This is a genomic window from Nocardioides okcheonensis (assembly GCF_020991065.1).
Classification (GTDB): domain Bacteria; phylum Actinomycetota; class Actinomycetes; order Propionibacteriales; family Nocardioidaceae; genus Nocardioides; species Nocardioides okcheonensis.
Window position 1 is genome coordinate 845,818 of sequence record NZ_CP087710.1, and the last position, 23,590, is coordinate 869,407.

The 23,590-nt window shown below is 72.8% G+C and carries 27 protein-coding genes; 8 read left to right on the forward strand and 19 right to left on the reverse strand.

Annotation, left to right across the window (positions count from 1 at the left end):
* Positions 1 to 16 precede the first annotated feature (16 nt).
* Together LN652_RS03840 and LN652_RS03845 are read right to left on the reverse strand one after the other, a co-directional pair.
* On the reverse strand, positions 17 to 799 hold the full coding sequence (locus LN652_RS03840) for an enoyl-CoA hydratase/isomerase family protein (RefSeq protein WP_230443374.1): 783 nt from the start codon (positions 797 to 799) through the stop codon (positions 17 to 19).
* Positions 800 to 912: 113 nt separating this feature from the next.
* A complete protein-coding gene (locus LN652_RS03845) occupies positions 913 to 2,511 on the reverse strand; it encodes an ABC-F family ATP-binding cassette domain-containing protein (RefSeq protein WP_230443375.1) in 1,599 nt (532 codons plus the stop codon).
* 111 nt (positions 2,512 to 2,622) lie between these two features.
* Between LN652_RS03845 and ypfJ the strand changes: the two genes are divergently transcribed.
* Complete coding sequence (gene ypfJ / locus LN652_RS03850) at positions 2,623 to 3,561, forward strand: KPN_02809 family neutral zinc metallopeptidase (protein WP_230443376.1); 939 nt, start codon at positions 2,623 to 2,625, stop codon at positions 3,559 to 3,561.
* A gap of 13 nt (positions 3,562 to 3,574) precedes the next feature.
* Here the strand turns inward: ypfJ and LN652_RS03855 are convergent, their stop codons facing one another.
* Genes LN652_RS03855 through LN652_RS03865 form a run of 3 tightly spaced genes read right to left on the reverse strand, consistent with a single transcriptional unit; the run spans position 3,575 to position 6,940 of the window.
* On the reverse strand, positions 3,575 to 4,477 hold the full coding sequence (locus LN652_RS03855) for an aminoglycoside phosphotransferase family protein (RefSeq protein WP_230443377.1): 903 nt from the start codon (positions 4,475 to 4,477) through the stop codon (positions 3,575 to 3,577).
* Positions 4,478 to 4,487: 10 nt separating this feature from the next.
* Complete coding sequence (locus LN652_RS03860; RefSeq protein WP_230443378.1) at positions 4,488 to 6,053, reverse strand: ABC transporter permease; 1,566 nt, start codon at positions 6,051 to 6,053, stop codon at positions 4,488 to 4,490.
* Positions 6,050 to 6,940 (reverse strand): ABC transporter ATP-binding protein, encoded by an 891-nt coding sequence (locus tag LN652_RS03865; RefSeq protein ID WP_230443379.1) that lies wholly within the window; start codon positions 6,938 to 6,940, stop codon positions 6,050 to 6,052. Before LN652_RS03865 ends, LN652_RS03860 begins: the two co-directional genes overlap by 4 nt.
* Before the next feature lie 55 nt (positions 6,941 to 6,995).
* Between LN652_RS03865 and LN652_RS03870 the strand changes: the two genes are divergently transcribed.
* Complete coding sequence (locus LN652_RS03870) at positions 6,996 to 7,481, forward strand: GbsR/MarR family transcriptional regulator (RefSeq protein ID WP_230443380.1); 486 nt, start codon at positions 6,996 to 6,998, stop codon at positions 7,479 to 7,481.
* A 3-nt stretch (positions 7,482 to 7,484) separates the two neighbouring features.
* Here the strand turns inward: LN652_RS03870 and LN652_RS03875 are convergent, their stop codons facing one another.
* A complete protein-coding gene (locus tag LN652_RS03875; RefSeq protein WP_230443381.1) occupies positions 7,485 to 8,090 on the reverse strand; it encodes an acVLRF1 family peptidyl-tRNA hydrolase in 606 nt (201 codons plus the stop codon).
* Positions 8,091 to 8,160: 70 nt separating this feature from the next.
* Here LN652_RS03875 and LN652_RS03880 point away from each other — a divergent pair, with 70 nt between their 5' ends.
* On the forward strand, positions 8,161 to 9,087 hold the full coding sequence (locus LN652_RS03880) for an SMP-30/gluconolactonase/LRE family protein (RefSeq protein WP_230443382.1): 927 nt from the start codon (positions 8,161 to 8,163) through the stop codon (positions 9,085 to 9,087).
* A 24-nt stretch (positions 9,088 to 9,111) separates the two neighbouring features.
* Here LN652_RS03880 and LN652_RS03885 read toward each other — a convergent pair whose 3' ends face one another.
* Complete coding sequence (locus tag LN652_RS03885; RefSeq protein WP_230443383.1) at positions 9,112 to 9,657, reverse strand: NYN domain-containing protein; 546 nt, start codon at positions 9,655 to 9,657, stop codon at positions 9,112 to 9,114.
* 53 nt (positions 9,658 to 9,710) lie between these two features.
* Between LN652_RS03885 and LN652_RS03890 the strand changes: the two genes are divergently transcribed.
* Entirely contained in the window at positions 9,711 to 10,637 is a 927-nt protein-coding gene (locus tag LN652_RS03890) for a hypothetical protein (protein ID WP_230443384.1), read from the forward strand.
* A gap of 14 nt (positions 10,638 to 10,651) precedes the next feature.
* Here LN652_RS03890 and LN652_RS03895 read toward each other — a convergent pair whose 3' ends face one another.
* From LN652_RS03895 to LN652_RS03945, 11 genes are all read right to left on the reverse strand, one after another.
* Positions 10,652 to 11,053, reverse strand: coding sequence for a hypothetical protein (locus tag LN652_RS03895; RefSeq protein ID WP_230443385.1), 402 nt, complete (start codon positions 11,051 to 11,053; stop codon positions 10,652 to 10,654).
* Between the two features lie 16 nt (positions 11,054 to 11,069).
* Complete coding sequence (locus LN652_RS03900) at positions 11,070 to 11,852, reverse strand: aminoglycoside adenylyltransferase domain-containing protein (RefSeq protein ID WP_230443386.1); 783 nt, start codon at positions 11,850 to 11,852, stop codon at positions 11,070 to 11,072.
* A gap of 40 nt (positions 11,853 to 11,892) precedes the next feature.
* On the reverse strand, positions 11,893 to 12,075 hold the full coding sequence (locus LN652_RS03905; protein ID WP_230443387.1) for a hypothetical protein: 183 nt from the start codon (positions 12,073 to 12,075) through the stop codon (positions 11,893 to 11,895).
* A 306-nt stretch (positions 12,076 to 12,381) separates the two neighbouring features.
* Positions 12,382 to 12,762 carry a metal-sulfur cluster assembly factor gene (locus tag LN652_RS03910; protein ID WP_268932228.1) on the reverse strand — a complete coding sequence of 127 codons (381 nt, stop codon included), beginning with the start codon at positions 12,760 to 12,762 and terminating at the stop codon, positions 12,382 to 12,384.
* Positions 12,759 to 13,220 carry a Fe-S cluster assembly sulfur transfer protein SufU gene (gene sufU, locus LN652_RS03915; RefSeq protein ID WP_230443388.1) on the reverse strand — a complete coding sequence of 154 codons (462 nt, stop codon included), beginning with the start codon at positions 13,218 to 13,220 and terminating at the stop codon, positions 12,759 to 12,761. The genes LN652_RS03910 and sufU overlap by 4 nt, the downstream gene beginning before the upstream one ends.
* A 4-nt stretch (positions 13,221 to 13,224) precedes the next feature.
* Positions 13,225 to 14,460, reverse strand: a complete 1,236-nt coding sequence (locus LN652_RS03920) for an aminotransferase class V-fold PLP-dependent enzyme (RefSeq protein ID WP_407941521.1) — start codon at positions 14,458 to 14,460, stop codon at positions 13,225 to 13,227.
* Positions 14,461 to 14,514: 54 nt separating this feature from the next.
* Positions 14,515 to 15,273 carry a Fe-S cluster assembly ATPase SufC gene (sufC, locus tag LN652_RS03925; protein WP_230443389.1) on the reverse strand — a complete coding sequence of 253 codons (759 nt, stop codon included), beginning with the start codon at positions 15,271 to 15,273 and terminating at the stop codon, positions 14,515 to 14,517.
* Positions 15,270 to 15,605 carry a non-heme iron oxygenase ferredoxin subunit gene (locus LN652_RS03930; protein WP_230443390.1) on the reverse strand — a complete coding sequence of 112 codons (336 nt, stop codon included), beginning with the start codon at positions 15,603 to 15,605 and terminating at the stop codon, positions 15,270 to 15,272. The genes sufC and LN652_RS03930 overlap by 4 nt, the downstream gene beginning before the upstream one ends.
* Positions 15,602 to 16,789, reverse strand: coding sequence for a Fe-S cluster assembly protein SufD (gene sufD, locus LN652_RS03935; RefSeq protein ID WP_230443391.1), 1,188 nt, complete (start codon positions 16,787 to 16,789; stop codon positions 15,602 to 15,604). The genes LN652_RS03930 and sufD overlap by 4 nt, the downstream gene beginning before the upstream one ends.
* 84 nt (positions 16,790 to 16,873) lie before the next feature.
* Positions 16,874 to 18,292, reverse strand: coding sequence for a Fe-S cluster assembly protein SufB (gene sufB / locus LN652_RS03940; RefSeq protein WP_230443392.1), 1,419 nt, complete (start codon positions 18,290 to 18,292; stop codon positions 16,874 to 16,876).
* A complete protein-coding gene (locus LN652_RS03945; protein WP_230443393.1) occupies positions 18,289 to 18,987 on the reverse strand; it encodes a helix-turn-helix transcriptional regulator in 699 nt (232 codons plus the stop codon). The genes sufB and LN652_RS03945 overlap by 4 nt, the downstream gene beginning before the upstream one ends.
* Before the next feature lie 185 nt (positions 18,988 to 19,172).
* Here LN652_RS03945 and LN652_RS03950 point away from each other — a divergent pair, with 185 nt between their 5' ends.
* The 4 genes from LN652_RS03950 to LN652_RS03965 are packed head-to-tail and all read left to right on the forward strand — an operon-like array spanning position 19,173 to position 22,618.
* Complete coding sequence (locus tag LN652_RS03950; RefSeq protein WP_230443394.1) at positions 19,173 to 19,922, forward strand: laminin G domain-containing protein; 750 nt, start codon at positions 19,173 to 19,175, stop codon at positions 19,920 to 19,922.
* A gap of 55 nt (positions 19,923 to 19,977) precedes the next feature.
* Entirely contained in the window at positions 19,978 to 20,916 is a 939-nt protein-coding gene (locus LN652_RS03955; protein ID WP_230443395.1) for an ABC transporter ATP-binding protein, read from the forward strand.
* Positions 20,913 to 21,692 (forward strand): ABC transporter permease, encoded by a 780-nt coding sequence (locus LN652_RS03960; RefSeq protein WP_230443396.1) that lies wholly within the window; start codon positions 20,913 to 20,915, stop codon positions 21,690 to 21,692. The genes LN652_RS03955 and LN652_RS03960 overlap by 4 nt, the downstream gene beginning before the upstream one ends.
* Positions 21,692 to 22,618 (forward strand): COX15/CtaA family protein, encoded by a 927-nt coding sequence (locus tag LN652_RS03965; protein WP_230443397.1) that lies wholly within the window; start codon positions 21,692 to 21,694, stop codon positions 22,616 to 22,618. Before LN652_RS03960 ends, LN652_RS03965 begins: the two co-directional genes overlap by 1 nt.
* 21 nt (positions 22,619 to 22,639) lie before the next feature.
* Here LN652_RS03965 and LN652_RS03970 read toward each other — a convergent pair whose 3' ends face one another.
* Positions 22,640 to 23,533 (reverse strand): LysR family transcriptional regulator, encoded by an 894-nt coding sequence (locus LN652_RS03970; protein ID WP_230443398.1) that lies wholly within the window; start codon positions 23,531 to 23,533, stop codon positions 22,640 to 22,642.
* Between the last annotated feature and the right edge of the window lie 57 nt (positions 23,534 to 23,590).

Below are 23,590 nucleotides of genomic sequence, written 5' to 3' on the forward strand. Positions count from 1 at the left end.
GGACCGACCCCAGGGCTCAGGCGAACGCCGCGGCGACCGCCCGGAACCGGCGCACCTGCGCCTCGCGCTCGAGGCGGCGCTGCTCGTCGAGGTCGCGGTCCGCGGCGCCCTGCAGGAGGGTCTTGGTCTCGGTGACGACGCCGGGCATCGGGGCGCAGAGCGCGGCCGCGAGGTCGGCGACCGCGGCGTCGAGGTCCGCGGGGGCGCACGACGCGGTGGCGAGGCCGATCCGCACGGCCTCCTCGGCGCCGACCGTCCGGGCGGTCGCGCAGATCTCGAGCGCCCGGGCGTAGCCGACGTGCTCCACCAGCGGCTTGGTGCCGGTGAGGTCGGGCACGAGGCCGAGCGCCGACTCCTTCATGCAGAACTTCGCGTCGTCGGCGACGACCCGCAGGTCGCACGACAGGGCCAGCTGGAAGCCGGCGCCCACGGCGTGCCCGCGCACCTTCGCGATCGACACGAAGCGCGGGTCGCGCAGCCAGGTGAAGCCGCCCTGGAAGCCGTCGATGCGCGACGAGGCCTCCTCGTCGCCCAGCGAGAGCAGCTCGAGCACGGTGCCGGGGCCGGCGTTGGCGGGGTCGAGCATCGCGCGGTCGAGGCCGGCGGAGAAGGTGTCGCCCTCCCCCGTCACCACCACCACCCGCACCTCGTCGGGCAGGCTGGCGCCGAGCTCGCCGAGCGCCAGCCACATGGCGGGCGTCTGGGCGTTGCGCACCTCGGGCCGGTCCAGCGTGATCGTGGCGACGGCGCCGTCCAGGTCGAGGCGGAGACCGACGGCGGCGAGCTCTTCGGGAGTCATGCCGCGAGGTTACTACTGATCGGTAACGTGTGGTTTCGAGGCTCGCGGAGTTCATCCTGAGGAGCCGAGGGACGAGGCGTCTCGAAGGGCTCGCACCTCAACCACCGAGGAGCTCAGGCGAGGGACACCAGGTCGGCGTAGTCGTCGGTCCACAGGTCCTCGTCGCCGTCGGGCAGCAGCAGCACCCGGTCGGGGTCGAGCGCGCGCACCGCGCCCTCGTCGTGGGTCACCAGGATGATCGCGCCCTTGTAGCTGCGGATCGCGTGCAGCACCTCCTCGCGGGAGGCCGGGTCGAGGTTGTTGGTGGGCTCGTCGAGCAGCAGCACGTTGGCGCTGGAGACGACGAGGATCGCCAGCGCGAGACGGGTCTTCTCGCCGCCGGACAGCACGCCGGCCGGCTTGTGGGCGTCGTCGCCGGAGAAGAGGAACGAGCCCAGCACCGACCGTGCCTGGGTGTCGGTGAGCTCGGGGGCCGCGCTGTGCATGTTCTCCAGCACGGTGCGGTCGACGTCGAGCGTCTCGTGCTCCTGGGCGTAGTAGCCCATCTTGAGGCCGTGGCCGGGGACGACCTGGCCGGTGTCGGGCTGGTCGACGCCCGCGAGGATCCGCAGCATCGTCGTCTTGCCGGCGCCGTTGAGGCCGAGGATGACCACGCGGCTGCCGCGGTCGATCGCGAGGTCGACGGCGGTGAAGACCTCGAGCGAGCCGTAGGACTTCGACAGCTCGGTGCCCATGAGGGGCGTCTTGCCGCAGGGGGCGGGCTCGGGGAACGCGATCCGTGCGACCTTGTCGGCGGCGCGCTCGCCCTCGATGCCGGCCATCATCTTCTCGGCGCGCTTGAGCATCGACTGCGCGGCCTGCGCCTTGGTCGCCTTGGCGCGCATCTTGTTGGCCTGGTCGGTGAGGACCTTCGCCTTGTTCTCGGCGTTCTGGCGCTCGCGCCGGCGGCGCTTCTCGTCGTCCTCGCGCTGGGTGAGGTAGTTGTGCCACCCCATGTTGTAGACGTCGATCACCGCGCGGTTGGCGTCGAGGTGGAAGACCTTGTTGACCGTCGCCTCGAGCAGCGCGTTGTCGTGGCTGATCACCACGAACCCGCCGCGGTGCGCCTTGAGGAAGTCGCGCAGCCAGACGATCGAGTCGGCGTCGAGGTGGTTGGTGGGCTCGTCGAGCAGCATGATCTCGGCGCCGGAGAAGAGGATCCGGGCGAGCTCGACGCGGCGGCGCTGGCCGCCGGACAGGGTGCCGATCGGCTGGGCGAGCAGGCGCTCCTCGATGCCGAGGGCGGCGGCCATCTGGGCGGCCTCGGACTCCGCGGCGTAGCCACCGCCGGCGTGCAGCTCGGCGTCGGCGTTGGCCCACCGCCTCATGCCGCGCTCGTGGACCTTCGGGTCCTCGCTGGCCATGTCGACCTCGGCCTCGCGCAGGCGGCGCACGACCTCGTCGAGGCCACGCGCGGACAGGATCCGGTCGCGGGCGAGGACCGTGGGGTCGCCGACGCGGGGGTCCTGCGGGAGGTAGCCGATCTCGCCGCTGCGCAGCACCTGCCCCTCGGCGGGGGTGCCCTCGCCGGCGAGGATGCGGGTGAGGGTCGTCTTGCCGGCTCCGTTGCGCCCCACGAGGCCCACCTTGTCGCCTGCGGCGATGCGGAAGGTGACGTCCTCCATGAGGAGCCGCGCGCCGGCTCGGACCTCGAGCTTCTGGGCGGTGATCATCTCGTGCCCCATCCTACGAAGGGGTGACGCGTGGAGCCGCATCGTCGCCGACAGGCGCTAACCTGCGCTGACGCCACCACCGGGGCGTGAGCGACGGCGAAAGGCACGACCATGCGCTTCAACCCGAAGGCCGACATCAGCAGGGGTCGGGTCAGCGACGCCGGACGTGGTGGCGGCGGTGGCGGCGGCCCGATGCGGATCCCGATCCCCGGCGGCGCCCGCGCCGGCGGCGGCATCGGCGGCCTGGTCATCATCGTGCTCTTCATCGTGCTCACGACGTGCGTGGGTGGCGGGCTGCCCGGCGGCTCGGGCGACCCGGCCGGCGACGGCGGGTCGATCGGCCAGCCCGAAGGCATCGACTCGGGCGACCAGCGCTACGCCGACTGCAAGTCCGGTGCCGACGCCAACCGCGACGCCGACTGCGCGCGCAAGGCGGTGGCGTACTCGCTCGAGCAGTTCTGGGCGACCACCCTGCCCGAGCAGGGCGGCACCGGCTTCACGCCGGCCGACATCAGGACCTTTGCCGGCGGCGTCCAGACGGGCTGCGGCCAGGCCTCCTCGCAGGTCGGCCCGTTCTACTGCCCCGCCGACCAGCAGATCTACCTCGACACCACGTTCTTCACCGACGTCCTCGAGGGCCAGCTCGGCGGCCAGGGCGGCGACTTCGTCGAGCCCTACGTCCTCGGCCACGAGTACGGCCACCACATCCAGAACCTGATGGGCACCATGGGGCAGGTCCGCACCCAGCAGGGCGCGGACTCCGACGCGGTCCGCCTCGAGCTGCAGGCCGACTGCTACGCCGGCATGTGGACCCGCGACGCCAGCGACGGCGACGGCATCCTCGACGGCCTCGACCAGGCCGACATCGCGGAGGCGCTCGACTCGGCCAAGGCGGTCGGCGACGACCGGATCCAGCAGCAGGCCGGCCAGCGGGTCGACCCCGAGGGCTGGACCCACGGCTCGTCGGAGCAGCGGATGCGGTGGTTCACCACCGGCTTCGAGGAGGGCACGCTCGAGGCCTGCGACACCTTCTCCGCCGACCAGCTCTGAGCCCGGGCGCCCGTCAGGAGAGCAGCGCCTCGATCTGGTCGACCTGGCGCTGCATCGCGTAGATGTAGGGCGCCACGCTCGGGTGGCGGAACTTGCCGACCAGGGCCCCGTCGCCGTCCGCGACCCGGGCCAGCGCCCAGTCGAGCCGGGTGAGGGCGGTGTAGACGGCCATCACCCGCGCACCGAGGAGCACCTGCTCACGGTCGGCGAGGCCCGCGGGCAGCGCGGCGGCGTACGCCTCGACCAGCGGGTCGACGTCCTCGCGGGTGGCGAGCGAGAGGTAGCCGAGGTCGGCACCGACCGGGCCGGTCCCCAGGTGCGCCCAGTCGATCGCGACGGCACCCTCCCCGTGCCGGCCCGGGATGTTGGCCGCCGAGGGGTCGCCGTGCTGGGCGACCTGTGGCAGCGCGTCGCACCGGTCGAGCCACCCGTCGCGGCGCGACCACAGGTGCTCGGCGACGTCGGCGACCGGCGTCCGCGCCAGCGTCCGCCACCCGCCGCGCCGCTGCACCAGCGCGAGGCGGGTGCGGAGCTGGTCGCGCGCGAGCCACGGCTGGGCGCCGAGGTCGACGGCGGCGAAGCGGCCCAGGCAGGCCGCGAGCCAGGGACCGGGCGCGTCGTGGCGCACCACCCGCTCGTGCACCAGCGTGATGCCCTCGTCGTCCTCCTCGACCCGGACGACGGGTGGCTCGCGCAGCCCGGGCGACGCGGCGACCACGCCGCTGAGCGCGACGTCGGCGGCGCGCCGCCAGTAGTTCACGTCCGCGGGCGAGAGGGTCCCGGGGTGGTCGTGCGGGTCCGGCGCGGTGAGCCGCTTGACGACCACCTCGCGGCCCGCGGACGACGCCGACCACACGCCCGCCGTCGCGGGACCGGCTCCCGGGAGGCGCTGCCACCCCGGCTCGGGCTGCCACATGGCGAGGACGCTAGCCGATGTCGCGGCTCCGGTAGCGCCACCAGGCCGCCGCGACGGCGAGCGCCGCGACCAGGGCGAGGCCGACCTCGGGCCGCCAGGCGAACGCCTCCGAGGGGTACTTCGGCACGTGGTGGTAGGGCGAGAGCCCGAGCACCCAGCCGGGGAGGTCGAGCGCCGCACCGACCTGGCCGAGGGTCACGCAGAGCACCAGCACGGCCCAGCCCGCCACGGCCCACCGGCTCCGGAACGACAGGAGCAGCAGGGCCGCGCCGAGCACCACCCACACCGCGGGCGCCTGGGCGAGCGCGGCCCCGACGGCGGCGACCCCGTCCCCGCGGCCGACGGCGGTGGCCACCCCGGAGACCAGGAGCAGCCAGGTCGTGCCCGCCAGCGCCGCCGAGGCGAGGGCGAGGAGCAGCGACGAGCGGGACGTCGCGGTGGCGAGCACGGCCTCCGTGCGCCCGTCGTGCTCGTCGCCGGCGGCGCGGGTCACCGCCGCGATGCCGAAGCAGGTGATGACGACCGCTCCGACAGACGCGAGGGCGAACACCAGGGCGTCCTGCAGCTCGCCCACCCCGCCCATCGCCTCGACCACCCCGCGCGTCGCCTCGGTGTCGAGCATGTCGCCGATCGACGGGACGATCGAGCCCATCAGCCCGCCGAGGACGGCGGCACCGACCGTCCACCCGCCGAGCGCGGTGCCCTGCTGGCGCCAGACCAGCGCCAGCCCGTCGCGCAGGCGGGGCGAGCCCTCCGCCGGGCCCGGACGGTCCGGCAGCAGGCCCGCGCCCAGGTCACGACGCCTGCGCAGGGCGACGGCCGCCGCGACCAGCCCGGCGGCGAGCAGCAGGTAGAGCGCCAGCAGCCAGACCCGTGGCGCCGACCAGGCGCTGAGCTGGGTGCCCCAGCCGAACGGCGTCAGCCACGACAGCCAGCCGGCGGTCAGGTCGCCGACCGCACGCAGGAGGTAGAGGACGCCGATGACGGCCGAGGCGAGGAACCCGACGGTGCGGGCGCTGGACGACACCTGCGCCGTGAGGAGGGCGATGCCCGCGCCGACCAGGCCGATCCCGGTCCAGGACGCGCCGAACAGCACCGACCCACCCGCGGGGAGCCCGGCGGCGACGTCCGCGACCGCGACGAGCACGCCGAGGACGACCGAGGCCAGCACCGCCTCGAGGACGGCCGCCGCCATCGGAGCATCGGCGCCGACGGCCGTCGCGCCGACCACCTCCGCGCGACCGGACTCCTCCTCGACCCGCGTGTGGCGGCGTACCAGCACGACGGACAGGAAGGCGACGAAGACCGCGTAGAGCACGGTCATCTTCGTCATCGCGAGCTCGCCGAGGCTCGAGGTGTCGAGGATGGGGCCGTAGAGCGCGACGATCGCGGGGCTGGCGTTGAGCGCCTCGGCGGCGGCGACCCGCTCGGCCGTGGTGGCGTAGAGCGGACCGGTCGCCGCCGCGCTCGCCGCGACGGTCGCGGTCAGCACGAGCAGCCAGGCGGCCAGCAGCACGCGGTCGCGTCGCACCGCGAACCGCAGCAGCAGGCCGGTGCCGCGCAACCGCGTGCTCACGAGGTGCTCCGGTAGGCGTCGAGGAAGAGCTCCTCGAGGGTGGGCGGCGTGCTGGTCAGGGAGACGACGCCCGCGGCGTCGAGCGCCCTGAGCAGCAGCGGCAGGCCCGCGGGGTCGACGGACGCCGAGACGACCCGGCCGTCGACCTCGACGTCGTGCACGCCGTCGAGGGCCGACAGGTCCGGCAGCGGGCCCGACACCTCCGCGCGCACGCGGTTGCGGCGCAGGTGGCGCAGGTCGGCCAGCGAGCCGGACTCGACCGCCCGGCCGCCGCGGATGATCGTGACCCGGTCGGCGAGCCGCTCCACCTCGCTGAGGATGTGGCTGGAGAGCAGGACCGTCGTGCCGGTCGCCTTGTGCTCGGCCAGGCACTGGTTGAAGACCTCCTCCATCAGCGGGTCGAGGCCCGACGTCGGCTCGTCGAGCACGAGCAGGTCGGTCGGCGCGGCGAAGGCGGCGACCAGCGCCACCTTCTGCCGGTTGCCCTTGGAGTAGGCGCGGCCCTTCTTCGTCGGGTCGAGCTCGAAGCGCTGGAGGAGCTCGTCGCGGCGGGTGCCGCGCGGGTCGACGTCGCGCATCCGCAGCAGCAGGTCGATCGTCTCGCCGCCGGTCAGGTTGGGCCACAGGCTGACGTCGCCGGGGACGTAGGCCAGGCGCCGGTGGATCCCGGTCGCGTCGCGCCACGGGTCGAGACCGAACACCGTGACGGTGCCCGCCGTGCTGCGCAGCAGCCCGAGCAGGACCCGGATGGTGGTCGACTTGCCCGCGCCGTTGGGTCCGAGGAAGCCGTGCACCTCCCCGGCGTCGACCGTCAGGTCGAGGCCGTCGAGCGCCCGCACCCTGCCGAAGGTCTTGACGAGCCCGCTGATCTCGATCGGTGACGTCACGCCACCCACGCTACGCCTGCTTTCACACTTGTGTGAATCTTTGTAAGGTGGTGACATGAAGCCGTCCCCGATCGAGCAGTACGTCGAGCGCATGGGCGGCGCGATGACCGACGCCGGGCTGCCCCGGCTCCCCTCCCGGGTGTTCGCCGCGCTGACGGCCGACGACGACGGCAGGATGACCTCGGCGGAGCTGTCGGACGCCCTCGGCATCAGCCCGGCGGCCGTGTCGGGAGCGATCAAGTTCCTCACCCAGGTCGGGTTCGTCCACCGCGAGCGCGAGCGCGGCACCCGTCGCGACGTCTACGTCGTCGACGACGACGCGTGGCACGGCGCGATGGTGCAGAAGGACACCGCGTACGCCCCGATGCTGAAGGCGCTGGACGACGGCCTCGCCGGACTCCCGGCCGACTCCCCGGCGCGCCCGCGCCTGGTGCTGATGCGGGAGTTCCTGGCGTTCGTCAGCGCCGAGATGGACGGCATCGCCGAGCGCTGGGAAACGCGCCGCCGGGAGCTGGAGGCGGACCTCCGGGCGCACCCGTGACGCTCAGGCGTTGACGACCTCGACCTGCACGGCGCAGGCGTCGGCGACCGCCTGCTCCAGCACCGCGCGCCGCGGGTCCGGCACCGGGAGCCAGGGGCCGACGACCGCCACCCGCGCCAGGCGGGCGTCCTCCAGCACCGCGTCCACCGCCGCGTGGTCTCCCCCGGTCACGACCACGGCGACGCCGTCGAGGATCCGGGCGGCGTGGTCGGCGGCCGCCTCGTAGGCCTGCCTCGCCTGGTTGTCGCGGCGGCGCGCGAACCGCTGCTGGCTCTGACCGCCCGCCTTCGTGCGCCCCTGGACGTGGCGCTGGCCGGTCTTGGAGTCCACCGTCCGCTCCCCCGCCAGCCGGGCGACGGCGAAGCCGCCCTTGCGCACCAGCAGCACGCCCCAGTCGTCCGGCGGGTCGGCCGCGGCGGTGAAGTCACCCGGGTCCGGCGCGCCGTCGTACGCCCGTCCGAACGGCAGGTGCGCCGCGAAGTGCGAGCCGTCCACCGCCGTCCCGCGCAGGCTGCCGCCGGTCACGGACAGCGGCGTGGCGCCGTGTCGGGCGACGAAGTTGTCGACCCAGCGCTGCCAGCGGGGGACGGGGACCAGGACGTGGGGCACGGGCGCAACCTAGCCCGCCCCACGCAGCCGTGGTTACTGTCGAAGGTCCACCCACCCTCGGAGGTCCACCGTGCGCCGTCTCCTCGTCCCCTGCCTCACCGCCGTCCTGGGCCTCAGCGCCCTGACCACCGCCGCTCCGGCCTCCGCCGTCGCCGCCCCCGACCGGCCGTTCCCCTCCCGGATCGAGCTCCCCGACGGCTTCCAGCCCGAGGGCATCGCCATCGGCCCCGGCCCCCACGCATGGCTCGGCTCGCTGGCGGACGGCGACATCTACCGCGTGTCCCTCCGCACCGGGAAGGGCCGGGTCGTCGTCGACGGCTCCGGCACCCCCGCGGCGGGCCTCAAGGTCGACCGGCGCGCGCGGCTCTACGTCGCCGGCGCCGACTCCGGGACGGCGAGCATCGTCGACACCCGCACCGACACGGTGACCGACTACGACGTGTCGGGCGGCTTCGTCAACGACGTCGTCCTCACCCGCCGCGCCGCGTGGTTCACCGACTCGTCCCTCCCCCAGCTCTACCGGATCGCACGGGGCCCGGGCGGCACCCCCGACGCCGTCGCCACCACCGTCGAGCTCGGGGGCGACTGGGTGCAGGGCACCGGGTTCGGCGCCAACGGCATCACCACCGCGCCGGGCGGTGGCGCGCTGCTCGTGGTCAACTCCGGCAGCGGGTTGCTCTACCGGGTCGACCCGGCGACCGGTGCGGCCACCGAGGTCGACCTGGGCGGCGCCTCGCTGACGATGGGCGACGGGATGCTGCGCCAGGGCCGCACCCTCTACGTCGTGCGCAACCAGCTGGGGGAGATCGCCGTGCTGCGGCTCGACCGCACCGGCACGCGCGGGCGGCTCGTGCGCACGATCACGCCGGCCGACGTCGACGTGCCGACCACGGTGGCACGGTTCGGGCGCGACCTCTACCTGCCCAACGCGCGCTTCGGCACCACCCCGACGCCCGACACCGAGTACTGGGTGACCAAGGTGCGCGCCCGGCGCTGAGCCCGGCGCGGCGCCCCCGACGCCTCAGAGGAAGTCGAGCGGGTCGAACTCGTCGATCGGGATGATCCGGGTCCGCGGCAGCGAGGCGTTGAAGGCGCCGAGGTCGTACTCGAGGTCGAAGATCCGCAGCCCCGGGAGGTTGCGGAACTGCGCGTTGACGAACTCGGTGAACCCGATGACGCCGACCTGGCGGCTGCCGTCGCACAGCGCCGAGACCTGGTCGACGAAGTCGCCGTCGTGGCTGACCAGCACCACGTCGGCCTCGCGGTGCACGAGCGCCTCGGCCGTGCGCTGGATGGCGATGTCGACGACCTTGCCCTCGCCGCTCAGCGGGATCGGGGTGAAACCGATGGCGAGCAGCGCCTGGACGAAGCTCGTCGGCAGCTCGTTGCCGGCGGCGAGGAAGAACAGGCCGGAGACGTCCTGGTCGAAGGCCCGCTCGGCCCACTCGAGCAGGCGGTCCCACCGCGGGCGCTCCTCGGGCCGGGGCCGTCGGCCCAGGATCGAGGTCCCGAGGGTGGCGTCGATGTTCTCCCCGTCGACGAGGAGGTAGGTCTTCCGCTCGGCCATGCGAGGACTCTCCCACACCGGAACGCCGGGGCCCGCCACCGCGTCAGACGGTCATGCGGACGGTCCTGGTCGCTGCGGCGGCGCTCGTGCTCTCGGCCTGCGGCGCCTCGACGCCCGACGCGGCCGCTCCGGCGCCGCGGTCCCCTGCCACGACGCTCGCCAACGGGCTCGAGGTCCCGCCGGAGCAGCCCGCCGACGCGTACTCGACCAGCCGGCCGCCCCGGTTCCACGTGCTCACGCCCGAGGGCCAGCAGTCGCTCAGCCCCTGGACGATCTGCTACGCGAACGGCTGCGCGGACGGCGGCCCCTCGGACACGCCGCCGACGGTCGGCGACCCGGCCGCGCTGGACTTCGCCTTCGACCTCCCCGGCTGGACGTTCGAGGCCACGTTCCGCGAGCACGGCACCCGCGACGGCTGCGGGCGTCAGGTCACGGTGCCGGTCGAGACGACCGGCGAGCGCACCTTCCGGGTCGCTCCCGCAGGACCGGCCGGCGACTGGGACGTCGACCTGTTCGGGCGCGGTCCGACCGGCGGTGACGCGGTGACGACCGTCCGGTGGCGCACGCCGGTGGACGGCACCTTCCCCGACGCCGCGACCGGGCAGGCCGCGGTCCTCGCCGACCACGACGGGACGCTCGACTCCTACGGCGTGGAGCTCTTCGTCTCCGACCTCGACCGGGCCTACGACGACGCGAGCGCCGAGATCACCGTCTCCTCCTCCGACGGGGCGTCCGTGGTGCTCCCCCTCGGCCGCCCGGAGCGGTGCTGGGTCGAGGGCGGGCTGTCGTTCCGCGCCTCCGACCGGCTCGGCCGGCGCGCGACGACGCTCGGCAGCGGGCCGTTCGACTACACCGTCCGGCTCACGCTCGCCGGGACGACGTACGTCGGGCGCGCCACCTGGCCCGACGACACCAGCGAGGACATCGTGCCGGCCGTGCCGCTCACCTGGCATCCGGCGCTGCCGGCCTACCGCGGCTGACCGGGCGCGGCCGGTCAGGACCGGTGGACGACCCGGAACGACTCGACGACCTCGTCGCCCGAGGTGGCCACGTGGGTCACCTCGAGCAGCGCTCGGGGCACGCCTGCGCCGTCGCACAGGATGGACAGCGAGCCGGTCTGCGGCAGGTCCCCGGCGTAGTCCTCGAGCGGTGCGGTGGTGGACCCGCCGTCGTCGGCCAGCACCTGCGCGACGAACGCGTCGGACTCCCCCGCCGTGTCGCCGTACGCCCATCCCGGCGGCGGGACCGACTCCAGCGCGGTCGGCCCGAAGTAGCCCGGCATGGTGTTGAGCCTGGCGTGGAACCGGGCGAGGTCCCAGAAGACCCGCAGCTCCTCGTGGTCGAAGTCGACCTCGCTGCTGCCGGTCGCGGGCGGGTCGACCTCGTGCTCGCTCATGTCCCGAGCCTACGGGTCAGGCCACGGCCGCCACGTGCGCCGCGAACGCGCGGGCCGCCTCCATCGAGCCGGGCCGCGGTGCCGCCTGCGGGTCGAAGCCGCAGTCGCGGTCGGCGAGCACCTGCTGCAGCAGCGGACGCCACTGCGGGTCACCGTGCACCATCGACCAGCGCAGCGCGTCGCGCTTGCTGGCCACCTCGCCGGTGCGCACGGTGTAGAGGCTGCGAGCCGCCTGCACCACGAGGTAGCGCTGGCACCACGCCATCGTCGGCGGGCACCAGCCGAGGACGTCGTCGGCGAGGGTGTCGAGACCGGCCCGCGCGTGGGCGCGCAGCACCTCCGCCGGCACCGGGTCCATCAGCTCGACCGGGCACGGCCCGACGAGCGTGATGCCGTGCTCGCGCAGGATCCAGCGGGTCCACGGCTGGTTGCAGTGCTCCGCCCAGCGCATCTCGTCCCACCCGTGGTCGACGTAGAGCCAGTCGCGGCCGAGGCCCGCGGTCGTGCGCAGGTCGGCGGCGACGGCGTACGACCCCTCGAGGTGGCGGTTCCAGTGGCCGTCGCGGTGCGGGAGCGCGCGGTGGAGCGCGCGGAGCGCCTCCTCCTGGTCCGCGTCGGGGCGCTCCCGGACCACGACGAGGAAGTCGCAGTCGCTGTGCAGGTCACCGGCGCCGAGGGCGAACGAGCCCTGCAGGTAGGCGCCGACGAACGACTCGCCGAGCGCGTCCTGCGCGCCGATGACGAGGTCGTGCAGCACGCCGTTCAGCTCGGCGTAGCGCGTGGGGTGGGGGTTCAGCACGCAGGGAGTGTGCGCCCGGCCGACACCCCGCCGCCACGGGTTATCGACGCGGCAACACGTGCTCGCGACGCCCGAACCGCCCCGAGGCGATCCACGCCAGGGCCACCACGACGCCGCCGATCGCGGCGTACCCGCTGCGGGCGGCGTCCGGGACGGCGACGAAGCCCGCGCCGAAGAGCATCGAGACGGCCAGGGCGAGGAAGGACAGCGTGTTCCGGTTCATGAGGACGACTCTGCCGTCCTCGTGAGGGCGACGCCCGTGCCGCCTCACACGTCCCCGGCATGACATCGGTCATGGCTCGGCGGCGAGGTCCTGCCGGAGGCAGGTCTCGAGCCGCCCGTCACGGCCTCGCGAGCTCGCCCGTGGGGCTCCCTCGACCTCTTCGGGTCACGCCCCCACTCGCTTCGCTCGTGGGTCCTGCCGGAGGCAGGTCTCGAGCCGCCCGTCACGGCCTCGCGAGCTCGCCCGTGGGGCTTCCTCGACCTCTTCGGGTCACGCCCCCACTCGCTTCGCTCGTGGGGACGTGCCTCAGACGTTGAAGCCCAGCGCCCGCAGCTGCTCGCGGCCGTCCTCGGTGATCTTGTCCGGGCCCCACGGCGGCATCCAGACCCAGTTGATGGCGACGTCGCCGACGAGGCCCTCGAGAGCGGACTCGGTCTGGTCGGTGATCACGTCGGTCAGCGGGCACGCGGCCGAGGTGAGGGTCATGTCGAGCACCGCGTTGCTGTGCTCGTCGAGGTGCACGCCGTAGACCAGGCCGAGGTCGACCACGTTGATGCCGAGCTCGGGGTCGACGACGTCCTTCATCGCCTCGGTGACGTCGTCGACGGTGACCGTCGCGGTGCCGCCACCGGTGGCCTCGGGGACCTCGGGCAGGTCGGAGTGGTCGGTCTGCTGGGACTCGCTCATGCGGGGTCTCCTTCGTCTGTGGCCTGTGCCTGGGTGGTCGCGTCCTTCCACGCCATCCAGGAGAGCAGCGCGCACTTCACGCGCGCGGGGAACTTGGCGACACCGGCGAACGCGATGCCGTCCTCGAGGACGTCCTCGTCGGGCTCGACCTGCCCCTTGCCCTGCATGAGCTCGAGGAAGGTCTGGTGGATCGACATCGCCTCGTCGAGCGGCTTGCCGATCACCAGGTCGGTCATCACCGACGCCGAGGCCTGGGAGATCGAGCAGCCGACGCTGTCGTAGGACACGTCGTCGACGACACCGTCGGCGAGGTGGACCCGCAGGGTGATCTCGTCACCGCAGGTCGGGTTGACGTGGTGCACCTCGGACTCGAACGGGTCGCGCAGGCCCTTGTGGTGCGGGTTCTTGTAGTGGTCCAGGATGATCTCCTGGTACAGGCTGTCGAGGTCCGTGCTCATCCGTTCAATCCACCTTGAAGTAGCTGCGGGTCGCGTGGAGCGACTCCACCAGCGCGTCGATCTCGCCCGGCGTCGTGTAGAGGTACGACGACATCCGCGTCGAGCTCTGCACGCCGAACCGCGCGTGGGCCGGCTTGGCGCAGTGGTGACCGGCCCGCACGGCCACGCCGCGCGAGTCGAGCACCTGGGCGATGTCGTGCGGGTGCACCCCGTCGAGCTCGAACGAGATCGCGCCGCCGCGCCGCGTGGCGTCGAGCGGCCCCAGCACGGTGAGCCCGGGGACCGACTGCAGGCCCTCGAGGGCGTACGCCGTGATCGCCTGCTCGTGGCGGTGGATCGCGTCCAGCCCGACGTGGGCGAGGTAGTCGACCGCGGCACCGAGCCCGACCGCCTCCACGATCGGCGGCGTGCCGGCCTCGAAGCGGTGCGGCGAGCGGGCGTAGGTCGAGCGCGCCATCGTGACGGTCTCGATCATCTCGCCGCCGCCGTGGAAGGGCGGGAGCTCGTTGAGCAGCTCCTCGCGGCCCCACAGCACGCCGATGCCGGTCGGGCCGCACACCTTGTGGCCGGTGAAGACCAGGAAGTCGCAGTCGACCTCCTGCACGTCCACCGGCAGCTGCGGCGCCGCCTGGGAGGCGTCGACGACCGACACCGCACCGACCGACCGGGCCCGCGCCGCCAGGTCGGCGACCGGGTTGATGGTGCCGAGCATGTTCGACACCCAGGTGAACGCGACGACCTTGGTGTGCTCGTCGACCAGCCGGTCGGCGTCGGTCAGGTCGAGCTCGCCGCCGTCGGTGAGGCCGAACCAGCGCAGCTCGGCGCCCGAGCGCTCGCACGCCAGCTGCCACGACACGATGTTGGAGTGGTGCTCCATCTCGGTGATCACGACGTTGTCGCCGGGGCCGAGCTCGATCGTGCGGGCGAGCAGGTTGAGCGCCTCGGTGGCGTTCTTGGTGAACACCACCTCCTCGCGCGTGCGGGCGTTGAGGAAGGAGGCCACCTTGTCGCGCGCGCCCTCGTAGGCCTCGGTCGACTCCGCGCCGAGCTGGTGCATGGCGCGGGCGATGTTGGCGTTGTGCCGCTCGAGGTGGTCGACCATCGTGTCGATGACGACCTGCGGCTTCTGCGAGGTGTTCGCGCTGTCGAGGTAGACCAGCGGCTGCCCGCCCGCGAGCGTGCGCTCGAGGATCGGGAAGTCCTTGCGGATCACGTCGAGATCCGGGAGCAGTCCCTCCATGGCGTTACCTCGTTTCGGCGGTGTGGGAAGTGGTGCTGGTCGGGCGGACGAGCCTCAGGCGTTGGCCTTGAGGTACTTGTCGTAGCCCTCGGCCTCGAGCTCGTCGGCGAGCTCCTTGCCGCCGGACGCGGCGACCTTGCCGTCGACGAAGACGTGGACGACGTCGGGCTCGATGTAGCGCAGGATGCGGGTGTAGTGGGTGATCAGCAGGACGCCCTTGCCGTCCTGGCGACGGAACCGGTTGACGCCCTCGGAGACGATCTTGAGCGCGTCGATGTCGAGGCCCGAGTCGGTCTCGTCGAGGATCGCGACCTTGGGGTCGAGCAGCTCGAGCTGGGCGATCTCGTGGCGCTTCTTCTCGCCACCCGAGAAGCCCTCGTTGACCGAGCGCTGGGAGAAGGTCGAGTCGAGGTTGAGCCGCTCGAGGGCGCCGTTGACGTCCTTGACCCAGGTGCGGAGCTTGGGGGCCTCGCCGTCGATGGCGGTCTTGGCGGTGCGCAGGAAGTTCGCGACCGAGACGCCGGGCACCTCGACGGGGTACTGCATGGCGAGGAACATGCCGGCGCGGGCACGCTCGTCGACCGACAGGGACAGCACGTCCTGGCCGTCGAGGGTCACCGAGCCGCCGGTGATGGTGTACTTCGGGTGGCCGGCGATGGAGTACGCCAGGGTCGACTTGCCGGAGCCGTTCGGACCCATGATCGCGTGCGTCTCGCCCTCGTTGATGGTGAGGGTGACGCCCTTGAGGATCTCCTTGGGACCGTCCTCGGTCTCGACGGTGACGTGGAGGTCGGTGATCTCGAGCTTGCTCATGCGGGGGTGACTCCGTTCAGGGTGGTCTCGGTGTCGACGTAGACGACGCCGTCGCGTACGTCGACCGGGAAGGTGGCGACCGGCTCGGTCGCCGGGAGGTTGGTGGGCTTGCCGCTGCGCAGGTCGAACATCGACCCGTGCAGCCAGCACTCGATCTGGCAGTTCGCGACCTCGCCCTCGCTGAGGGCGACCTCGGCGTGGCTGCAGGTGTTCTCGATCGCGAACACCTCGTCGCCGTCGCGGGCGACCGCGACGTCGAACCGGCCGAGGGTGACCGCCAACGCCTGGTCGGCGGGCACCTCGTCGAGGGCGCAGGCGCGCTCGAAGGTCATCCGGCGATCTCCTTGAGCACGTTCTTGGCGAGCTCGGCCTCGACCGTGGTGAGCAGGCGCTCCTCGATCGACGGCACGCCGACCTTGCGGATCAGGTCGTTGAAGAACCCGTGCACGACCAGGCGCTGGGCCTCGGCCTCGGAGACGCCGCGCGACTGCAGGTAGAACAGTTGCTCGTCGTCGAAGCGCGCGGTCGTGGACGCGTGGCCCGCGCCCTCGATCTCGCCCGTCTCGATCTCCAGGTTGGGGACCGAGTCGGCGCGGCAGCCGTCGGTGAGGACGAGGTTGCGGTTCTCCTCGTAGGTCTCGATGCCCTCGGCGACCTTGCGGATCAGGACGTTGCCGATCCACACGGTGTGGGCGCCGTCGCCCTGGAGCGCACCCTTGTAGACCACGTGGCTCTTGGTGTGGGGCGCGTCGTGGTCGGCGAAGAGGCGGTGCTCGAGGTGCTGGCCGGCGTCGGCGAAGTAGAGGCCGAGCAGCTCCGCGGAGCCGCCGGGACCGGCGTAGGTGACGTTGGCGTCCATCCGCACGACGTCGCCGCCGAAGGAGATCGCGGCGTGCTTGTAGGAGGCGTCGCGACCCACGAGCGCCTGGTGGTGGGCCAGGTGCACGGCGTCGTCGGCCCAGTCCTGGATCGACACGACCGTGACGTCGGCCCCGTCGCCCACCACGATCTCCACGACCGCGGCGACCGAGGCGGAGCCGGTGTGGTTGACCACCACGACCGCCTTGCTGTGGGCGCCGAAGCGGAACGCGAGGTGGCCGCCGGTGGTCTCGTCGACGCCGAGGCCGTGCACGTCGAGGACCAGCGGCTCGCTGACCTCGGTGTCGGCGGGCACGTCGACCAGGACGGTCGTGGGCACCTCGTCGAGGACACGGGCCGCGAAGCGGGTGTTGGGCACGAGGCCGCTGATCCCGCGCAGCGCGCGTGCCTCGTCACCGGTGACGGCGGTGACGGACACGCCCGCAGGCTCGTTCCAGGTGAGCTTCGACGTACGGCCGTCGAGGCCGGCGTCGGCGTGCAGCTCGCGCAGCCGCTTGAGCGGGGTGAAGCGCCAGATCTCCTCGCGCCCGGTGGGCACGGGGTGGTCGGCGACGTCGAACGAGCCCACCGGGTTGAGGTGGCTCTCGATCTTGTCCTGTTCCAGGGCAGAACGGACGGAGTCGGTGGTGACGGTCAAGGCTCTACTTTCTTCGTTGCTCGGTCTCGTGACGGCCGCTGCGCGGCGTCCTCGACCAGCGGGTCACTGGGCGGGGCGGCGCGATCAGCCGACCGCGCCCTCCATCTGCAGCTCGATCAGGCGGTTGAGCTCGAGGGCGTACTCCATCGGCAGCTCCTTGGCGATCGGCTCGACGAAGCCGCGCACGATCATCGCCATCGCCTCGTCCTCCTCCATGCCGCGCGACATGAGGTAGAAGAGCTGGTCGTCGGAGACCTTCGAGACGCTGGCCTCGTGGCCCATCGACACGTCGTCCTCGCGGATGTCGACGTAGGGGTAGGTGTCCGAGCGCGAGATCTGGTCGACGAGCAGCGCGTCGCACAGCACGTTGGACTTCGAGCCGTAGGCGCCCTCGTTGACCTGGATCAGGCCGCGGTAGGACGTCCGGCCGCCACCGCGGGCCACCGACTTGCTCAGGATCGAGCTCGACGTGTGGGGGGCGGCGTGCACCATCTTGGCGCCCGCGTCCTGGTGCTGGCCCTCGCCGGCGAACGCGATCGAGAGCGTCTCGCCCTTGGCGTGCTCACCCATCAGGTAGACCGCGGGGTACTTCATGGTGACCTTGGAGCCGATGTTGCCGTCGACCCACTCCATCGTCGCGCCGGCCTCGCAGGTCGCGCGCTTGGTGACGAGGTTGTAGACGTTGTTCGACCAGTTCTGGATGGTCGTGTAGCGCACGCGGGCGCCCTTCTTGACCACGATCTCCACGACGGCCGAGTGCAGCGAGTCGGAGGAGTAGATCGGCGCGGTGCAGCCCTCGACGTAGTGCACGTAGGAGTCCTCGTCCGCGATGATCAGCGTCCGCTCGAACTGGCCCATGTTCTCGGTGTTGATCCGGAAGTACGCCTGCAGCGGGATGTCGACGTGGACGCCCTTGGGGACGTAGATGAACGACCCGCCCGACCACACCGAGGTGTTGAGCGCGGCGAACTTGTTGTCGCCGACCGGGATGACGGTGCCGAAGTACTCCTTGAAGAGGTCCTCGTGCTCCTTCAGCGCGGTGTCGGTGTCGACGAAGATGACGCCCTTCTCCTCGAGGTCCTCGCGGATCGAGTGGTAGACGACCTCGGACTCGTACTGCGCCGCGACACCGGCGACGAGGCGCTGCTTCTCCGCCTCCGGGATGCCGAGCTTGTCGTAGGTGTTCTTGATGTCCTCGGGCAGGTCCTCCCACGAGGTGGCCTGCTTCTCCGAGGAGCGCACGAAGTACTTGATGTTGTCGAAGTCGATCGTCGACAGGTCGGAGCCCCACGTCGGCATCGGCTTGCGGTGGAAGAGCTTGAGGCCCTTCAGCCGCAGGTCGAGCATCCACTGCGGCTCGGACTTCTTGCCCGAGATGTCGCGCACGACCTCCTCGCTGAGGCCGCGCGTGGCGGCAGCGCCCGCGGCGTCGGAGTCGGACCAGCCGAACTCGTAGGTGCCGATGCCCTTGAGCTCCGGGTTGAGTTCTTCGATGGAGGTCATGCCTTCTCCTTCTCGGTGGTCTTCTGGGACCGGGGGGTCTGGGGGATGCAGGTCGTGCAGACGCCGTCGCCGTGGGCGATGGTCGCCAGCCGCTGGACGTGGGTGCCGAGGACCGCGCCGATGGCGGCGGTCTCGGCCTCGCAGAGCTGGGGGAACTCGTGGGCGACGTGGGAGACCGGGCAGTGCTGCTGGCACAGCTGCTCCCCCACGACCGGCAGGTGCCGCACCGACGCGGCGTAGCCCTGCTGGCTGAACACCCGCGCCAGCGCCTCGGCCGGCGAGAGGTCCGGGTCGGCCTCGACCACCGCGGCGTAGTCGCGCTCGATGAACGCGACCCGGCGGCGCGCGAACTCGGCCACCGCGTCCTCGCCCTGGGACTCGGCGAGGAAGCGCAGCGCCTGGGCGGCGAGGTCGTCGTACTGCTGGTCGAAGCTGTCGCGCCCCGACTCGGTCAGCGCGAACACCTTGGCCGGGCGGCCGCGACCGCGGGTGCCGTAGACCTTCTGGTCGCGGGCCTCGACGACGCCGTCGTCGGCGAGCTGGTCGAGGTGGCGGCGCACGGCGGCCGGGGTGAGGTCGAGCCGGGCGGCGAGCTCCGCGGCGGTCGACGGACCGTTCTCCAGGATCGTGCGCGCCACGCGGTCGCGCGTGGGTGCGTCCCCGTCGGGGGTCGCAGCCGTCCTGGTGAATTCCACAACGACAGTGTGACGTTAATGCACCGCCCGCTTCAAGGAAGGGTCGCCTAAGTCACCGGCTGGGGGCCCTCGCCCCCAGTTCTGGGTACGTCCGCCGCACCAGCGCGACGGCATCCGCGGCGGGGGTTGTCTGGGTCGAGGACGGGGTGGACCCATCCCGTGCACCCACGAAGGGAGACGGGGAGATGAGGAGAGCAGGACCGGCGCTCGCGGCGCTGGGAGCAGCGGCGCTGTGCGGCCTCGTGCTGGCGGCACCGACCGCCAACGGACAGGACGCCAGGGCCGTCTCGGCGCGGCTGGCGCCCGTCACCACCCTCGCGCTCGAGCTCGACGAGCCGGCCGGGTCCACGGTCGCGGCGGACTCGTCCGGGCTGGGGCACGACGCGGCGATCGGCAGCCACGTGCGGATGCGGGGCGGCTACGCCACCATCGACCGGCACTCGCCGGACGAGGGCATCTACTACGGCACGGACCACCTGATCACGGTCCCCGACGCCGCCGACGGCTCGCTGGATCCCGGCGCCGGGAGCTTCACGGTCGAGATCCGCTACCGCTCGACGGTGAAGTTCGGCAACGTGATCCAGAAGGGCCAGGCCAAGACCGCTGGCGGCCAGGTGAAGTTCCAGCAGCCGAAGGGCGTCATCAGCTGCATGTTCAAGTCGCCCAGCGGACAGGCCGCGATCGGGTCCAAGACCCCGCTCAACGACGGCCAGTGGCACGTCGTGCGCTGTGAGCGCACGTCCACCCAGGTGACGATGTACGTGGACGGCGAGTTCCGCAACCGGATCCGCAAGAACACCGGCACCATCGACAACAACAAGCCGTGGACCATCGGCGGCAAGCTCGACTGCGACACCAGCGACCCGACCGTGGGCGCCGACAGCTGCGACTACTTCGCGGGTGACGTCGACTACGTCCGGCTCGTCAAGGGCTGACGCCCGAAGCGGGACCGCGCGAGGACCGTGGGTGGCACGCACCTAGACTTCAGGCGTGCCATCCGCGTCCCCCGCCGTCGAGATCGACGGCCTGGTGATGACGTACGGCGACAAGGTCGCCGTCGACGGGCTGGGCCTCACCGTGGACCGCGGCACGATCACCGCCGTCCTGGGCCCCAACGGTGCCGGCAAGACCACGACGCTCGAGACCTGTGAGGGCTACCGCGCCCCGCAGCAGGGCACCGTGCGCGTGCTCGGCCTCGACCCGCAGCGCGACCGCGCCGCCCTGCTGCCCCGCATCGGCGTGATGCTGCAGGCCGGTGGTGCGTGGAGCGGCGTCCGGGCCCGCGAGATGCTCGACCACATGGCGTCGCTCCATGCCCGCCCGCTCGACACCGGGCTGCTCAGCGACCGCCTCGGCCTCGCCGACTGCGGCCGTACGCCCTACCGCCGGCTCTCCGGTGGCCAGCAGCAGCGCCTCGGCCTGGCGATCGCGCTGGTCGGTCGCCCGGAGCTGGTCTTCGTGGACGAGCCCACCGCCGGCATGGACCCGCAGGCCCGACGCACGACGTGGGAGCTCCTCGAGGAGCTGCGCGGCGACGGCGTCACGGTCGTGCTGACCACCCACCACATGGACGAGGCCGAGCGCCTCGCCGACCGGATCCACATCATCGACCACGGCCGGGTGATCGCCACCGGGACGCCCTCCGAGCTGACCCGCGGCGGCCGCTCCGCCACGATCCGCCTCGTCGTCAACCGGCCCTTCCCCGACGGCGCCCCCGAGTCGCTGCGCGCCGAGCTCGGTCCCGACACGGAGGTCCGACAGCTCGACGAGGTGAGCATGCTCATCCACGGTCCCGCCGACTCGATGACGCTCGGCCGCGTGTCACGCTGGTGCGAGGACCACGACGTGCTGCCCGAGTCGCTGCACCTCGGCCAGCGCAACCTCGAGGACGTCTTCCTCGACCTCACCGGACGGGAGCTCGCCCCGTGAGCACCTTCACCCCCGCCCCGGGAGGGGCTCCCCTGGCCCGCATGGTGCGGGCGCAGGCCCGGATGGAGGCGCGGCTGATGCTGCGCAACGGTGAGCAGCTCCTGCTCGCCGTGGTCATCCCGGTGATCGTGCTGGTGGCCGGCGTCGCCGGCGCGGGGCGGATCGGGATCGACCTCGAGGGTCACCGCCCCGTCGACGTGCTGACCCCCGGCGTCCTCGCCCTCGCGGTGATGTCGACCGCCTTCACCTCGGTCGCGATCGCCACCGGCTTCGAGCGCCGCTACGGCGTCATCAAGCTGCTCGGCTCGTCACCGCTCCCCCGCCACGGGCTGCTCCTCGGCAAGGTCCTCGCGCTGCTCAGCGTGGTGGCCCTCCAGCTCGTCGTGCTGGTCGCGGTCGGGCTCCTGCTCGGGTGGGACCCGGACCTGACCCACCCGCTGACCTCACTGGCGGCACTGGTCCTCGCCGTCGCGCTGGGCACCGCCGCCTTCGCCGCCCTCGGCCTGTTCGTCGCCGGGCTGCTGCGCGCCGAGGCCACCCTCGCGCTCGCGAACCTGGTCTACCTCCTCCTCATGGCGGGAGGCGGCGTGGTGCTGCCGACGAGCTCCTACGGCGCGGCCGCCCCGCTGATCGCGTGGCTCCCGTCCTCGGCCCTGGGCGAGGCGATGCGCGAGGCCGGGCTGCACGCCGCGGTGGACGTCCGCTCCCTGCTCGTGCTGGCCGCCTGGGCGCTCGTCGGCACGCTCCTCACGGCCCGTACCTTCAAGTGGGAATGATGACTGACCTGCTCCGCCGGCTCTCCCGGTTCCTCTGGCCGCTCGCGGTGGCCAACCTGATCGCCAACATCGGCATCGTCGTGACCGGCGGCGCCGTCCGCCTCACCGGCTCGGGGCTCGGCTGCCCGACCTGGCCGCGCTGCACCGACTCCTCGTACGTCCCGCACGGCGAGCTGGGCGTCCACGGCGCCATCGAGTTCGGCAACCGGATGCTCACCTTCGCCCTGACCGCGGTCGCGATCGCGTGCTTCCTCGCCGCGCTGGGCGCCCGTCACCGGCGCGCGACCCGGCTGTCGTTCGTGATCGGGCTCGGCATCCCGCTCCAGGCGGTGATCGGCGGCATCACGGTGCTGACCGACCTGAACCCGTGGATCGTGTCGGGGCACTTCCTGCTGTCGATGGCGATGATCATGGTCTGCGTGGCGCTCCTCGACGAGCTCCGCAGCCCGGACCGCCCGGCGGCCCCGCCGCTCCCCCGCGCCCTCGCCTGGTCCACGCTGGCCGCCGGGTGGGTCGTCCTCTACCTCGGCACCGTCGTCACGGGTGCCGGCCCCCACGCCGGCGACACGGACTCCCCGCGCAACGGGCTCGACCCCTCGACCGTGTCTCACCTGCACGCCTACGCCGTCTACGTCCTCGTCGCGCTCACCGTGGCGCTGCTCGTCGTCGCGCTGCGCGGCGGCCACCGGTGGCTGGCGACCGTCACCGCGCTCGTGCTGCTGGTCGAGGTGCTGCAGGGCGTGCTGGGCTGGGTGCAGTACTGGCTGGACCTGCCGGTCCTGCTCGTCGCGCTGCACATGCTCGGCGCGGGGCTGCTCGCGGCCGGGCTCGCCCGCGCGGCCCTCGCGGTGCTGCCGCACCACGCCGCGCGCGAGGCACGCCCCGACGCTGAGCACCAGGCCGACCCGGCAACCCGGCTCCCGTAGCGGGACCGCCCCCTGCCGGGCCTACCAGCGGTGGGCCAGCTGCTCCGCGATCGTGCGGACCCGCGCCACGAGCGGGGTGGCGTCCTCGTGCGCCCACAGCAGGTCGATGGTGAGCCGAGGGACGGGCGGCTCGATCCGCACGAGCGCCAGTCCGCGCGGCAGGCCGACCGCGATCGAGGTGACGACGAGCCCGACGCCTGCGCCGTTGGCGATGGCGCCCCACACGGTCGCCCCGCTGGACGGCTCGCCGACGTGCGGCTCGAACCCCGCCTGCCGGCAGCTGGCCAGGACGGCGTCGTGGTAGCCCGGAGCCGTGTCCCGCCCCCACACGACCAGCCTCTCGTCCGCCAGCTCGGCCAGCGGCACCACCTCCCTGGTGGCCCAGGGGTGGTCGGCGCCGACGGCGAACACCAGCTCCTCGCGCCGGACCTCGACGCGGTCGATCCCCGCACCGACGACCGCGCGGGGGCACAGCGCGACGTCGGCCCGTCCGTCGAGCAGGGCCTGCTCCATCTCGCTGGCGACCATCTCCCGCTCCTCGACCCGCACGTCGGGCGTCGCGTCCCGCAGCGCCTCCAGCAGGCGGGGCAGCGTCTCGTACACGGTGGCGAGCGAGTACGCGACGCGCAGGGTCCCGCTCAGGCCCTCGGCGGCCGCCCGGGTGCGCTGCACCAGTCGGTCGACCCCGGTGAGCACCCGCCGCGCCTCCTCGACGAAGACCTCGCCGGCGGCCGTGGGCTCGACGCCGCGGGCGGTGCGCAGGAAGAGCTGGACCCCGACCTGGTCCTCGACGTTGCGGACCTGTTGCGACAGGGCCTGCTGCGCCACGTGCATCCGCTGCGCCGCCCGGGTGAAGCTGCGCTGCTGGGCCACCTCGACCACCGAGCGCAGCTGCCTCAGGTCCAGGGTGCTCACGAGGGGGAATGTAGCCCTCGGGCGGGCGTGGTCCCACACCCGATTCGTGTAGCGGCA